We start from the raw sequence: 12,914 nt of genomic DNA on the forward strand, positions 1-12,914 counted from the left end.
TTCAGTGCAGGTGGCGCAGTTTGTCCGGGTTGCGCACCACATAGATGGCGGCGATCCTGCCATCCTCGATCTCGAACGCGGTCGTCTGCAGCTCGCCGTCGGCCTCGCGGGTGACGAAGCCGGGCAGGCCGTTGATGAAGCCGGTGCGGATCAGCAGCGAGGGCGCCTTGCGGAAGAAGACGGCCAGGCCCTCGTGGACGCGCATCACCTCGCCATGGCCGAGCACCGGGCGCGGCACCGCCGGCCGCTTGCCGCCGCCGTCGGCGTGGAGGCTGACGTCGGAGGCGAGCAGTGCCCCGAGCGACGTCAGGTCGCCGCTGCGCGACGCCGCGAAGAAGGCTTCGGCCAGCTCGAGCCCGCGCTGGCTCTCGAGCCGGTAGCGCGGCCGTGCCTCGCGGACATGGCCGCGCGCGCGGGCGGCGAGCTGCCGGCAGGCGGCGGCGTCGCGGCCGATCGTGCTCGCCACCTCCTCGAACGGCAGGCCGAACACGTCGTGCAGCAGGAAGGCCGCCCGTTCGAGCGGCGACAGCCGTTCGAGCGCCAGCATCAGCGGCAGGGTGACGTCCTCCGCTCCTTCCTCCTCCTTGACGATGGGATCGGGGAGCCAGGGGCCGACATAGGTCTCGCGGCGGTGCCGCGCGGACTTGAGCTGGTCGAGACAGAGCCGGGTCACGGTCCGGCGGAGAAAGGCCTCCGGGCTCCGCACCTCCGCCCGGTCCGCCTTCATCCAGCGGATGAAGGCCTCCTGGACGACGTCCTCGGCATCGGCGACCGATCCGAGCATCCGGTAGGCGACGCGCAGCAGCGTGGGGCGCAGCGGGTCGAAACCCGCTGCCGCCGATCCGGTCGCTTGCGCCTGTTTCATGCCGCGGCCCTCGCCTCGGCAGGATCGTGCCAGAGGCCGAAACCGACCGCCAGCCGGTTCCAGCCGTTGATGACGTTGATCATCAGGGTCAGCTTGACCTGCTCCTCCTCGCTGAAATGGGCGGAGAGCGCGTCGCGCGCGGCTTCATGGCCATGGCCTTCGGAAAGCCGCGTCAGCGCATCCGTCCACGCGAGTGCGGCCCGCTCCCGGTCGGTGTAGCAGGGCGCCTCGCGCCACGCCGACAGCAAGTAGAGGCGCTGCTCGGTCTCACCCTTCGCGCGCGCCTCGGCGGTGTGCATGTTGATGCAATTGGCGCAGCCGTTGATCTGCGAGGCCCGGATCTTGACCAGCTCGATCAGGCTCGGCTCGAGGCTGGCGGCGACGGCGGCGGAGGTGCCCATCCATGTCTTCATCAGCGAGGGGGCGGCGGCGAAAAGGTCGATTTTGGCGGTCATGTCGGTTTCCTTTCTTCAGTATCCGACGACATGACGAGGCACGATCCGCCACTGTGACACGCACAGGCAACTTTTTCTGCAACGTCCCGCCGGCTCGCCCGCCGGCGCCGTCGTCCCGCTCGGTGCGGGAAGCCGAAGGCGATGACGGCCGCAGGCTCGGTAACGCGCAGCGCCGATGGAGATGAGGGAACCGACCCGCGCCGGACGATGACCGCGCCTTATTGGCCCATGTTGAGCACGAACACCGGCCCGATGTCGACCGTCTGCCGGGCCGTCGCCAGATGGATGGAGACGTTGAGGTCCCCGGCCGCGAAAGCGCGGTCGGCGCGGCCGCGGACTTCGTGCATCTGCCATTCCGGCCCGATCGTCGCCGGACCGCTGAACAGCGCGGTATAGGGCTCGCGGGCGAGCTGCACCGCATTGTAGGGGAGGGTGGCGCTGGCCGCTCCATCCTCGCCGCGCTCGAGCCGAGCCCAGAAAGCGAGCACCAGATTGTCTCCGGCCTGCACCGGCCGGTTGATCGGCACGGCGACCGCGACCGACCATGCCTGCTCGCTTCGGCCCGGCGCCTGGACCCGAAGCGCCTTGCCGCCCTGGACGCGGTCATCGCTGCGCACGCGGGCGTTGCGGACGCCGTCGACGCGATACTCGCTCGGCACCGGCACCGAGATGATCCGGTTGACCAGATCGTCGACTTCGCTGGCCGGCTGCCCCTGTGCGGCCGCCGCCGGCGCGCCGGCTAGGCAGGCGAAAAGCAGGATGGCGGCGCACTTCCCTTGCATGGCGACTCCTCCCCTCGAGAGACGGCTTCTCTGCGGAGGCTATCGAAGTCGCCGCGCCCATCAAGGCATTTGTCCGACAAGGAGCCGTCGCACTCGATCGGTGAGGGCCTGTACCTGGAGGCCGGTCGACACTCCGGGTCGATCGCCGCGGCGGTCCGCAACCGCCTGTGCTGAGGGGACCGCGGTGCCGCCGCGGCGCTGCCCCCGGCTCAGAACCAGATCCTGACACCGGCGAGGAGACTCCAGCCGCCGACATTCTCGCCTGCGCTCCGGGCGAAACGGGCGGTGTCGCCGAACGCGCGCTCGTACTGGACCCCGACATAGGGCGCGAATTCGGGCGCGATTTCGTAGCGCAGCCGCAGCCCCAGCTCGGTCGCCGACAGGCCCGCGCCGATGCCGAGCTCCGGTACGTCCTGCAGCGCGAGCTCGGCTTCGATCCGGGGCTGCAGGATCAGCCGCTGGGTGATCCGCTGGTCATATTCCGCCTCGAGCCGCGCCGAAACGTCGCCTTTGGTCGAGACGAAGGCGGTCGCATCGATCTCGAACCAGTAAGGTGCCAAGCCTTGAATCCCAAGAACCAGATACGTCCTGTCCGGGTCTGGAGCAAAGTCTTGGCGCACGCCTGCCTGGAGGTCGAACCAGGGATCGAGGGCATGACTCCACAGCGCCTGGACCTCTGCCTGCTCGATCCCGTCGCCGAAGACGGCTTTGCCCTCGGTCTTGATCCACAGCCGGTCGATGTCGTTGCCATAGCGCAGCTGCACGTCCGCCCACGAGAAGGTCTCGCCGCCGTCGCGAAAGCCGATCTCGAGCTGGTCGGCGAACAGGCCCCAGGTGACGTGCGCGCCATGCTCGGTCCGCATCTCCTCGCGCGCCGCGGCCATCGCCGCGGAGCCATGGAAGGCGTCGGCGGCATGATCGGGTCCGGTCAGCGCTTCCGGCGGCGGCGGCCCGACCGGCGGCGCCGGCGGCTGTGGTGCGGCGTCCATATGGTGTCCGGCATGGGGATCCTGCACGGTCGGCGCCGGGGCCATTCCGTGCCCGGCATGCGGGTCTTGAGTCTGGTTCATTTCGTGCCCGGTATGCGGGTCGTCTTCTCCCGGCACTGCCGTCGCTGCGTGCCCGGCATGGGGATCCTGCACCGGCTCGCCATGGCCTTCGTGCTGGCGTGGAGCGGTCGAGCGATGGCCCGCGGGCGGATCGCTCTCGGTCGTCGGCGCGGCCGGCGCCGAATGATGCTCATGCTGGGCCGGGGCCGGGGCGGAGGCGACGGTGAGCAGGAGTGCGAGCAGGAGCCGCTTCATGCCGCGTCTCCATCCAGCGGGCGGACCTTGACCACGCGCATCATGCCGGCATGCATGTGCAGCAGCAGGTGGCAGTGAAAGGCCCAGTCGCCCGGCGCGTCCGCGGTCATGTCGAGGTCGACCGTCCCCCCAGGAAGCACGTTGACCGTATGCTTGAGCGGCTGATGGTCGCCCTGGCCGTTCACCAGCGACCAGAAATGGCCATGAATGTGGATCGGGTGGGCCATCATGCTGTCGTTGATCAGACGCATCCTCACTCGCTCGTCGCGCGCCAGGCGGATCGGCTCGGCGCCTTCGCTCAGGGCGACTCCGTCGAACGACCACATGAACCTCTCCATATTGCCGGTGAGGTGGACCTCGACGGTGCGGGTCGGCGGCCGCCGATCGGACGGCGGCGTGAGCGCGGCGAGGTCGCGATAGGTGAGCACGCGGTGGCCGACATTTTCGAGGCCGAGCCCCGGTTCTCCGGTGCGGTCCCGCGGCATCGGTGCGATCATGTCGACCCCCGGGCCGAGACGCACCTGCGGCGCGTTGGCCTGGTCGCGCATGTCCATATCGCCATGATCCATCGGCTGAGCCGCCTCCGCCGCGCCGTGGTGGCCGGAGCCGAGGCCGCCGCCATGATCCCGGCTCTGTGCCGGTCCGTGATCCATGCCGTCCATGCCCATGTCGCGCATCGACAGGATCGGCCGGTCGCGCAGCGGCGGCACCGGCGCGGACATTCCGGGCCGCGGCGCCAGCGTCGCCCGCCCCAGGCCCGACCGGTCCATCGCTTCCGCGACGAAGCTGTAGGCCCGGTCCTTGGCCGGCAGGACGATGACGTCGTAGGTCTCGGCGGCCGAGATCTGCAGCTCGTCCACATCGACCGGACGAACATTCTGCCCGTCGGCGGCGACCACTTTCATCGTGAGGCCGGGAATGCGGACGTTGAAGATGGTCATCGCGCCCGAGTTGATGATCCGCAGGCGCACCCGCTCGCCGGGCCTGAACAGTCCGGTCCAATTCTCCTCGGGGCTGTGGCCGTTGATCAGATAGGTGTAGGTGGCGCCGGTCACATCGAGGATGTCGGTCGGATCCATCCGCATCCTTGCCCACATTTCGCGATCCTCGACGCTCATCCGGTGCTCGGGGTCGCCACTCAGCCGGCCGGCGAGCGTGATCCGCTGCCGATTGAAATAGCCGGCCTGCTGCTTCAGCTTGCGGAGGATCTCGTGCGGATGGAGGAAGCTCCAGTCGCTGAGCACGATGACATGCTCGCGGTCGTAGCCGACCGGATCGCCGTCGGCCGGATCGAGGATGAGCGGCCCATAATGGCCCTGCTGCTCCTGCAGCCCGCTATGGCTGTGATACCAGTAGGTGCCCGACTGGCGGATCGGGAACTCGTAGGTGAAGGTCTCGCCGGGACGGATGCCCGGGAAGCTCACGCCGGGAACGCCGTCCATCTGGAACGGCAGCAGCAGCCCGTGCCAGTGGATCGACGTATCCTCGTCTAGGCCGTTGGCGACGTGGATGCGGACATTCTGCCCCTCGCGCAGCCGGATGAGCGGGGCCGGCAGGGTTCCGTTCAAGGTGACGGCATGGCCGGTGCGGCCGCCGACGGTGAAGGCCGAATGGGCGACCTCCAGGCGGACCTCTTCGCCGGAAAGCGTCGGCATTTGCGGCCCGATGCCGGCGCTGACCGGCTGCGCCCAGGCGGGGAACAGCCCCGACAGGCCGAGGCCGATCCCGCCCAAAGTCGCGCCGCGGATCAGCGCGCGTCGGTCGATTTGATATCGTTCTTGCATGTCCCGTCTCCGGCCGCGAGGGGCGGCGGCCTAGGGCTAAAGGGTGAAGGGGTGGCGGCGTCGCCGCCGCCGCCACCCCTGGCCGATCAGTGGCCCTGATGCGCCTGCGGCGCCTGCCCGGCAGGGGCAGGCTGGCCGCCATGGGTGCCATGCTGGTCATGGCCCATTCGGTCGCAGCAATCCGGACGCCCGTTGCCGTCGGCCTCGGCGCAGCAGCCTTGTTCGGCCGGGGCGCCTTGGCCGTGATGCTGCCCATGATCCTGGCCGTCGTGATGCTGGCGGTGCGAGCCATGCGAGGCGGGGTTGCCCGAAGGCTGGTGGGGCTGTGCCGGCAAGGTCTGGGCCGCGGCGGGCAGGGCGAAGGTCAGCGCGAACGCCGTCAGAAGGATGCGCATGTCGTGTCTCCGTGCGAATTGAATCGGGAAAGGATCAATTCTCAGGAGCATCGGGGCGGAGGCGGGTCCGCATTGTGGCTACGGCCGTTCGCGTGCGTTGCCGCCCCTGGACGCGCGATGGGCTCGGAGAGAGACACTCGCTCAGCCACCTGGTGCGTGCCCGGAATCGCGGCGCAGGCCATCATGCATTCGACCTTGAGGTCGGCCTTGCCCTCGTCGGCTGGTGCCTCGTGATCCCCGCATCCGCTCGTCATCCCGGCCATGGCGTGGCTGCCCGGTGCTGCGATCGGAAGATGCGCCTCGGCGGCCATGCGCACCGGCATGAGTATCATGGCGAGCAGGACCAGGAGTGGAAGGAGCCGCGGGGGCATTTCGCGCAGATAGGCGGCTCGCGAGGAAGTGACAACCGGGCCGGCGCGGCTCATGCTTCGTCCCTGCTCAGGTCGGCGAGGATCGGGCAATCCGGACGGGCGTCGCCATGGCAATGGGCGGCGAGATGCTCAAGCGTCTGGCGCATGGCATCCAGCTCGCGGGCCTTGCGCTCGAGCTCCGCTGCACGCGCCAGTGCGATCGCCTTGACCTCAGCGCTCGCCCGGCTGCGATCGTGCCAGAGCGTGAGCAGCTTGCCGATCTCCTCGATCCCGAAGCCGAGATCGCGCGCGCGGCGAATGAAGCGCAAGGTATGGACGTCGCGTTCGTCATAATCGCGATAGCCGGAGTCGCGGCGGGCGGCGCGAGGGATCAGGCCGATTGACTCATAATGGCGGATCATCCGCTGGCTCACGCCGGAGGTCTTCGAAGCTTGTCCGATCTTCATGTGTCACCTTACAGCCTGGAGGCCCTCAGCCGCAGCGAATTGCCGATGACGGCGACCGAGCTGAACGACATGGCCGCGCCCGCGATCATCGGGTTCAGCAGCCATCCGAACGCAGGATAGAGCAACCCGGCCGCGATCGGCACCCCGGCGGCGTTGAACACGAACGAGAAGAACAGATTCTCGCGGATGTTGCGCAGCACCGCGCGGCTGAGGCGGCGGGCCCGGACGATTCCGGCCAGATCGCCGCCTACCAGCGTGACGGCCGCGCTCTCCATCGCGACGTCCGTCCCCGTGCCCATCGCGATGCCGACATCGGCCGCGGCCAAGGCGGGGGCGTCGTTGATCCCGTCGCCGGCCATGGCGACGCGGCGGCTTTCGCCCCTGAGCCGCTCGATCACCGCCTGCTTCTGGTCCGGGAGCACGTCGGCGATCACCTCGTCGATGCCGCCGATCCGGCGTGCCACCGCTTCGGCCGTCCGCCGGTCGTCGCCGGTGAGCATGACCAGGCGCACCCCTTCGCGCCGCAGCGCCGCCGCCGCGCCGGCGGCGCTCTCCTTGACCGGGTCGGCGACCGCGATCAGCCCGGCCAGCCGTCCGCCGACGCCGACATACATCACGCCTTGGCCCTCGGCCTGCATCGCATCGGCGGCGGCGGACAAGGACGAGGGATCGATCGCCGCTTTCTCCATCATCGCCCGGTTGCCGAGCACGACCGCCTTGCCCTCGACCGATCCGCTGACGCCGAGTCCCGTATGGGAGGCGAAGTCGCGGCTCTCCGGAAGCGCGATGCCGCGCTCGATCGCCCCGTCGACGATCGCTTCCGCGAGCGGATGCTCGCTGCCGCGCTCGAGCGCCGCGCCGAGCCGGAGCACCTGCGCCTCGTCCATGCCCTGCGCCGCCGTGACGCCGACCAGCCGGGGCTTGCCCAAGGTCAGCGTGCCGGTCTTGTCGACCACCAGCGTGTCGATCTTCTCCATGAGCTCGAGCGCCTCGGCATCCTTGACGAGCACGCCGGCACCGGCGCCGCGGCCGGTGCCGACCATGACCGACATCGGCGTCGCCAGGCCGAGCGCGCAGGGGCAGGCGATGATCAGCACGGCGACGGCATTGACCAGGGCATGGCTCAGCGCCGGATCCGGGCCCCAGATGGCCCAGACGGCGAAGGCCGCGACGGCAATGGCGATCACGGCCGGCACGAACCAGGCCGAGACCTTGTCGGCCAGCGCCTGGATCGGGGCACGCGAGCGCTGCGCCTCGGCGACCATGCGCACGATCTGCGCGAGCATGGTGTCCCGGCCGACCCGCTCCGCGCGGATCAGCAGGCTGCCGGTGCCGTTCACCGTCGCGCCGGTCACTGTCGCTCCGCTTGCCTTCTCGACCGGCACAGGTTCGCCGCTGATCATCGACTCGTCGACCGACGAGCGGCCCTCGAGGACGATCCCATCCACCGGCATCCTCTCGCCCGGCCGGACGCGCAGGCGATCGCCGATATGGACCTGCTCGAGCGGGATGTCGTCTTCGCTTCCGTCGTCGCGCGCGATCCGGGCCGTTTTCGGCGCAAGACCGAGCAGGGCGCGGATGGCGCGCCCGGTGGCGGATCGGGCGCGGAGCTCGAGCACCTGGCCGAGCAGGACCAGGGTGGTGATGATCGCCGCCGCCTCGAAATAGACCGGGACCTGGCCGCCCATCGTCCGGAAGGCCGGCGGAAACAGGCCGGGCGCCAAGGTCGCGACAAGGCTGTAGCCGTAGGCGACGCCGACGCCGAGGGCGATCAGGGTGAACATGTTGAGGTTGCGCGTCTTCAGCGACGCCCAGCCGCGTTCGAAGAAGGGCAGGCCGCCCCACAGGACCACCGGCGTCGCCAAAGCGAGCTGGACCCAGACGGTCGTGCGCATCGGCAGAGGGTGCCAGCCGAGCAAGTCGCCGCCCATCGCCAGCACCAGCAGCGGCAGCGACAGAACGGCGCTGAGCCGGAAGCGGCGGCTCATGTCGACCAGCTCGGGGTTCGGCCCCTCCTCCAGGCTCGGCTCGGCGGGCTCGAGCGCCATGCCGCAGATCGGACAGCTTCCGGGCCCGACCTGGCGGATTTCCGGGTGCATCGGACAGGTCCAGATCGTGCCCTCCGGGCCCTCGACGGCAGCCGGCGAACCGGGATTCAGATATTTCGCGGGATCGGCCGCGAACTTGTCGCGGCAGCGGGCGCTGCAGAAATGATGTCGGGTGTCGCCGAGATCGAACTGGTGTGGGCTGCGGCTGGGATCCACGTCCATTCCGCAAATCGGATCCTTCACGATCGCGGTGCCGGCGGCTGAGCCTTCATGAAGGCAGTGATGGGCTTCGTGGGATTGGCTCACGTAGAGATCCTTTCCGCCGCATGTGGCGGCATCCCGACTCAGATGGAGTTTGACATGATGTCAGAGTCAAGGCGCAACGTCGTTCTCGTGCGATCGCGCCGCGGCGAAGGAACATTTCCTGTCCCGCTCCGGTTGGAAACGGCGCATCCTTTCGCCATCGCACCCGGAGGAACCGTCATGACCGACGCCGCAGCCGTTTCCCCGCCGCTCGAAGAGCTCGAGACCTGGAAGGGCTTCCGTTTCCAGGTGCGGCCAGCCACGCCGGAGGACAAGGAGGCTCTCGCCGACTTGTTCGCACGCGTCAGCCCCGAGGATCGCCGCTTCCGTTTCCTGAGCGGAATCAACAAGGTCAGCGGCGACTTCCTCGAGCGCCTGACCAAGGTCGATCACGAGCGCACCGAGGACTTTCTCGCGTTCGACGGCGACACCCTGATCGCCAGCGCCATGCTCGCCGCCGATGCGGAGATGGAGCGAGCCGAGGTCGCGATCTCCATCCGCTCCGACTATAAGGGAAGGGGCGTCGGCTGGTGCCTGCTCGATCATGCCGCCCGTCACGCGCAGGGGAAGGGAATCGAGCTGCTCGAGTCGATCGAGAGCCGCGACAACGTCGAGGCGATCTCGCTCGCAAAGGAAATGGGCTTCGCCGCCACCGCCTATCCTGGCGACGCCACCCTCGTGCTCGTTCAGAAGAAGCTGGCCTGATCGCGCCCGCCGCGCCGGCATCCGCTCGCCGGCGCTTGAACGCGCGGCGACCGGTGATCCACCCCGATCTGCACGACCGAAGGAGTCTATCATGCGAAACATCAACCTGATGACGGGGACGTTCACGGCGCTGCTGCTGGCCGGCTGCGGGTCGACGGACGGGCGCGAAGAGGCGGTCGAGGGGGGTGCGCAGGGCAATCAGGCGACAAACTACCAGGCCGAGATGGCGGCCTTGCCTGAGGGCCAGCGAAACGCCGTCTTCATCCGCGCCATCCGCGATGCGCGCCTCGACTGCCAGCACGTCGAATCCTCGCAGGCGGCCGGCGAATATCGGGGCAACCCGATGTGGAACGTACGCTGCGCTGGCGGCGGCAACTGGACGTTGGTGGTCACGGCCGACGGCACGGCACAGATCCTCGACGCGAACGAGGCCCGGCTCGTGGGCGCCGACGCCGGCAATCAGGCCGGCGACGCCGCCGCCAATGCCCAGTAGCAGGTCCGATCGCTCAGCCGACCTGCTCGACCGCGAGGCTGCCTTCCGGCAGCGGCCGTAGCAGCTGTGCGGCCGGCACCTCGGGATCGAGCCAGCGCGCCCACTGGTCGCGTCCGAGTACCACCACCTGCCGACCGTGATAGGGAGCGACGTCTGGACCGGGTGGGCAGGTGAGCATGGTATAGGCTTCGCCGACCTCGGGATCGGTCCGCCACAGGCCGGCGATGCAGAACCAGTCCTCGCCTTTCAGAGTGAACAGCCATTTGTCCTTTCGCTTCTTTCCCGCCTCCGCCGGGCTGGTGAATTCGTAGAAGCCGTCGGCGACGATCAGGCAGCGTCCGCGTGGGAATTCCCGGCCGTCGCCGCGGTAATTGTAGACCGGTTTGCCGCGCGGTCCGGGCCACGACCAACGCCGGATGACGAGGTCCGCGGCCAGCGGCCGGCCCTCCGCATCGGCTTCGCCGGCGCGGATGATGGCGTTGCGGTCGGTGATGCGGATCGAATCGAGCGGCTCCAGATTGGGCATGCCCTCGGGAAAGCGCAGCGGAATGCGGGTCTGGCTCCAGTCCTCGCGGACCTGGCCGAGGGCGATGCGCCGCCTTTGCTCGTTGCACATGGCCGCTTGGCTTCCCGATTCAGCCCTTGGCGGCGCCGCCCGCCGGGATCGCCAGCTCGGGGACCATCTGCGCTGCGCATTGCTCGATCGCCTGGCGCTGCTCGGGATCGCCGGGGCGCATCCGCGCCAGGTCCGCAGCGCTCTTGCCTTCCATGATTCGGTCGGTCGCGCAGCTGCACAGGCGCTGGAAGTTCAGGCCCGCCATGGCCGGCGGCGCCGCCCGGCGGGAGGCCTCGACGCATCCGGCGACCGACTGGTCGCGGAATGCCTTGAGCGCGCTCTCCTCGGCCGCGCCGCAGGCGGCGAGCGGGAGCACGGCGAGGAAGGCAAGGCCGATGCGCATTCTTTCCCCCCGACGATCAGGTCGAAGGCGATTAAGGACAGGATGGCGCAGGAGTAAAGGGCGTGCCGTGCCCTTTTCGGGCGCGACGGCGCTCTCAGCCGACGCTGCGCGGCTTCGGCCGCAGCGCCTGCAGCCGCTCATAGGCGTCGATCACCGATCGGTACGAATCGGCGAGCTCGAGATGGGCGGCGCGGTCGGCGTCGCTGGCGGCCTGCTCGGCCGCGGCGCGCTCCGCTTTCTCCCTTTGCCGATAGTGCTGGAGATCCATTCGGCCGCTTTCCAAGGACGCAAGCGGGAGCGCACGAGCTCTCTCCAGCGCCGGCCTGCTTACGCGAACCCCTGCCGACGATGGCTCTCTCCTAACATGACAGGCCCGTCGCCGGCTTGATCTCGATTAAGCCGGTTGACTGCGCTTCAGCGCTGCCTCTTGCTCTTGCCTTGCCGGCGCCAGCGCGAAGGGCCGGCGGCGGCCTGTGCATTGCAACGGACCCGGCCTCACTCTCCCACGAACCAGTCGACGCCCTGCGCGACCATATCGCCGATGAGGGCGTGATCGCCGTCGAACGGGCGGAAGTCGGGCTCCAGCCCGCGCTGGCGAAGCTGGGCGGCCAGCCCCGCGCTGATCGAGAAGGGCAAGATCCGGTCGCGCCGGCCATGGGTCAGGAACAGCCGCTGCTCGCTCGCCAGCCGGCGCGGCAGCAGCGCCATGCCCGGGGAAAAGAGCAGCAGACGCCCGAACCGTTCCGGTTCCCGGGTGCCGAGCCAGAGCGCATAGCTGGCCCCGTCCGAGAAACCGGCGAGGCCGATCCGGCGCCGATCGACCGGCGTCCAGCCGGCCAGCGCCTCGATCGCCGCCAGCACGCGCGGCGCGTCCGCGGGTATCGCGGCACGCCGACGGGCGGAGCCGCCGCGCGCGGCGGCGGCGGTGTGCAGCACCACGTCCCAGGTCGCCGCCTGCGATCGCGGCGCCAGCAGCAACACGCCGCCGCGGTCGGCCTCGTCGCGGAAGCTGAGCAGCATGTCCTCCGGCCGACCGCCATGACCGTGGAGCAGGACGAGCAAGGGCGCGGGGACGTCGCGGCGGAGACCCTCGGGCACGTAAGCGATCGCGTCTTCGCCGATGGCGACATACTCGCCTTGCGCTTGCGCGCAGGCGTTGGCCGGGAGCAGAAGAACGAGGAGAGCGATCGTCAGCGCGCGAAGGTTCACTGTATCGCCGCTCCCTCTTCGCCGTCCATGAACCAGTCGACGCCTTCGCCGACGATCGGATCGAGCAGGACATGGTCGCCCTCGAAGCGGCGGAAGGCGACGATCAGCCCGCGCTCGCGAAGCTGCGGCTCGAGCTGGGCGCTGACCCGGAAGGGGAGGATCGAATCGCCGCGCCCGTGGGCGAGGAAGAGCCGCTGCCCGGGCCGCGCCTCGCGCGGCAGGAAGGCCATTCCCGGCGAGAAGACCAGCACTGCGGGGAACAGGTCGGGATTGAGCAGGCCGAGCGAGAGCGCGTAGCTCGCACCGTCCGAGAAGCCGGCAAGGCCGATCCGGCCGCGATCGATCGGCGTCCGCGCCGCCAGCGCCTCAAGCGCGGCCTGGATCCGCGGAGGATCGATCGAGGCGCCGGCGCGGCCGCGATTGTTGCTGCGCCGCGTGCCCCCGGTCACCTGGTAGATCGTGTCCCAGGTGCGCGCATAAGGCCGCGGCGCCAGCAGCACGATGCCGCGCCGCTCGGCGTGAGGTCGGAAGCTCGCGATCATCCCGCGCGCCGAATCGCCATTGCCGTGGAGCAGCACGAGCAGGGGCGCCGGCGCGCCGCTGGTGTTCGGCGGCACGTAGGCGAAGGCGCCGTCGCCGAGTTCGATCAGCTCCGCCTGCGCTCCGACCCTGGTCGGCAGCAGGAGCAGGGCCAGAGCGAGAAGCCACGCACGCATCGCCTCAGGCTAGGTCGGCAGGCCTTTCCCGCAAAGCCCGGCACCGACTATTTCGTCGAACGCGGGGCAGGCCCGGTCG

General features: G+C 69.5%; 16 protein-coding genes. 2 read left to right on the forward strand and 14 right to left on the reverse strand.

Annotation, left to right across the window (positions count from 1 at the left end; translation table 11 throughout):
* Nucleotide 1: 1 nt before the first annotated feature.
* The 9 genes from DDE10_RS12920 to DDE10_RS12960 form a co-directional block, all read right to left on the reverse strand.
* Nucleotides 2-865, reverse strand: coding sequence for a sigma-70 family RNA polymerase sigma factor (locus tag DDE10_RS12920; protein ID WP_114953187.1), 864 nt, complete (start codon nucleotides 863-865; stop codon nucleotides 2-4).
* Nucleotides 862-1,320 (reverse strand): carboxymuconolactone decarboxylase family protein, encoded by a 459-nt coding sequence (locus DDE10_RS12925; RefSeq protein WP_114953188.1) that lies wholly within the window; start codon nucleotides 1,318-1,320, stop codon nucleotides 862-864. Before DDE10_RS12925 ends, DDE10_RS12920 begins: the two co-directional genes overlap by 4 nt.
* A gap of 218 nt (nucleotides 1,321-1,538) precedes the next feature.
* A complete protein-coding gene (locus DDE10_RS12930) occupies nucleotides 1,539-2,102 on the reverse strand; it encodes a hypothetical protein (RefSeq protein WP_114953189.1) in 564 nt (187 codons plus the stop codon).
* Between the two features lie 209 nt (nucleotides 2,103-2,311).
* A complete protein-coding gene (locus DDE10_RS12935; protein ID WP_114953190.1) occupies nucleotides 2,312-3,406 on the reverse strand; it encodes a copper resistance protein B in 1,095 nt (364 codons plus the stop codon).
* The gene (locus DDE10_RS12940; RefSeq protein ID WP_114953191.1) at nucleotides 3,403-5,190 is read right to left on the reverse strand and encodes a copper resistance system multicopper oxidase; all 1,788 of its coding nucleotides are present in this window, start codon (nucleotides 5,188-5,190) and stop codon (nucleotides 3,403-3,405) included. Before DDE10_RS12940 ends, DDE10_RS12935 begins: the two co-directional genes overlap by 4 nt.
* Nucleotides 5,191-5,276: 86 nt before the next feature.
* Nucleotides 5,277-5,585 carry a hypothetical protein gene (locus DDE10_RS12945; protein ID WP_114953192.1) on the reverse strand — a complete coding sequence of 103 codons (309 nt, stop codon included), beginning with the start codon at nucleotides 5,583-5,585 and terminating at the stop codon, nucleotides 5,277-5,279.
* A gap of 41 nt (nucleotides 5,586-5,626) precedes the next feature.
* Nucleotides 5,627-6,010, reverse strand: a complete 384-nt coding sequence (locus DDE10_RS12950) for a hypothetical protein (RefSeq protein WP_114953193.1) — start codon at nucleotides 6,008-6,010, stop codon at nucleotides 5,627-5,629.
* Entirely contained in the window at nucleotides 6,007-6,402 is a 396-nt protein-coding gene (gene cueR, locus DDE10_RS12955; protein ID WP_114953194.1) for a Cu(I)-responsive transcriptional regulator, read from the reverse strand. Before cueR ends, DDE10_RS12950 begins: the two co-directional genes overlap by 4 nt.
* 8 nt (nucleotides 6,403-6,410) lie before the next feature.
* Complete coding sequence (locus tag DDE10_RS12960; protein ID WP_114953195.1) at nucleotides 6,411-8,756, reverse strand: heavy metal translocating P-type ATPase; 2,346 nt, start codon at nucleotides 8,754-8,756, stop codon at nucleotides 6,411-6,413.
* Nucleotides 8,757-8,933: 177 nt separating this feature from the next.
* On the opposite strand from DDE10_RS12960, the gene DDE10_RS12965 reads away from it, so the two are divergent.
* Nucleotides 8,934-9,458 carry a GNAT family N-acetyltransferase gene (locus tag DDE10_RS12965; protein ID WP_114953196.1) on the forward strand — a complete coding sequence of 175 codons (525 nt, stop codon included), beginning with the start codon at nucleotides 8,934-8,936 and terminating at the stop codon, nucleotides 9,456-9,458.
* 91 nt (nucleotides 9,459-9,549) lie between these two features.
* Nucleotides 9,550-9,951, forward strand: coding sequence for a hypothetical protein (locus DDE10_RS12970; protein WP_114953197.1), 402 nt, complete (start codon nucleotides 9,550-9,552; stop codon nucleotides 9,949-9,951).
* A 13-nt stretch (nucleotides 9,952-9,964) separates the two neighbouring features.
* On the opposite strand, the gene DDE10_RS12975 is transcribed toward DDE10_RS12970, so the two are convergent.
* From DDE10_RS12975 to DDE10_RS12990, 5 genes are all read right to left on the reverse strand, one after another.
* A complete protein-coding gene (locus DDE10_RS12975) occupies nucleotides 9,965-10,567 on the reverse strand; it encodes an SOS response-associated peptidase family protein (protein WP_114953198.1) in 603 nt (200 codons plus the stop codon).
* Between the two features lie 19 nt (nucleotides 10,568-10,586).
* Nucleotides 10,587-10,910 carry a hypothetical protein gene (locus DDE10_RS12980; protein WP_114953199.1) on the reverse strand — a complete coding sequence of 108 codons (324 nt, stop codon included), beginning with the start codon at nucleotides 10,908-10,910 and terminating at the stop codon, nucleotides 10,587-10,589.
* Nucleotides 10,911-11,004: 94 nt separating this feature from the next.
* Nucleotides 11,005-11,178 (reverse strand): hypothetical protein, encoded by a 174-nt coding sequence (locus DDE10_RS23480; protein ID WP_162806596.1) that lies wholly within the window; start codon nucleotides 11,176-11,178, stop codon nucleotides 11,005-11,007.
* 227 nt (nucleotides 11,179-11,405) lie between these two features.
* On the reverse strand, nucleotides 11,406-12,119 hold the full coding sequence (locus DDE10_RS12985) for an alpha/beta hydrolase (RefSeq protein WP_162806597.1): 714 nt from the start codon (nucleotides 12,117-12,119) through the stop codon (nucleotides 11,406-11,408).
* On the reverse strand, nucleotides 12,116-12,835 hold the full coding sequence (locus DDE10_RS12990; protein ID WP_114953201.1) for an alpha/beta hydrolase: 720 nt from the start codon (nucleotides 12,833-12,835) through the stop codon (nucleotides 12,116-12,118). The genes DDE10_RS12985 and DDE10_RS12990 overlap by 4 nt, the downstream gene beginning before the upstream one ends.
* Between the last annotated feature and the right edge of the window lie 79 nt (nucleotides 12,836-12,914).

Origin of the sequence: Sphingosinicella terrae (genome assembly GCF_003347635.1) — a bacterium.
GTDB lineage: Bacteria > Pseudomonadota > Alphaproteobacteria > Sphingomonadales > Sphingomonadaceae > Allosphingosinicella > Allosphingosinicella terrae.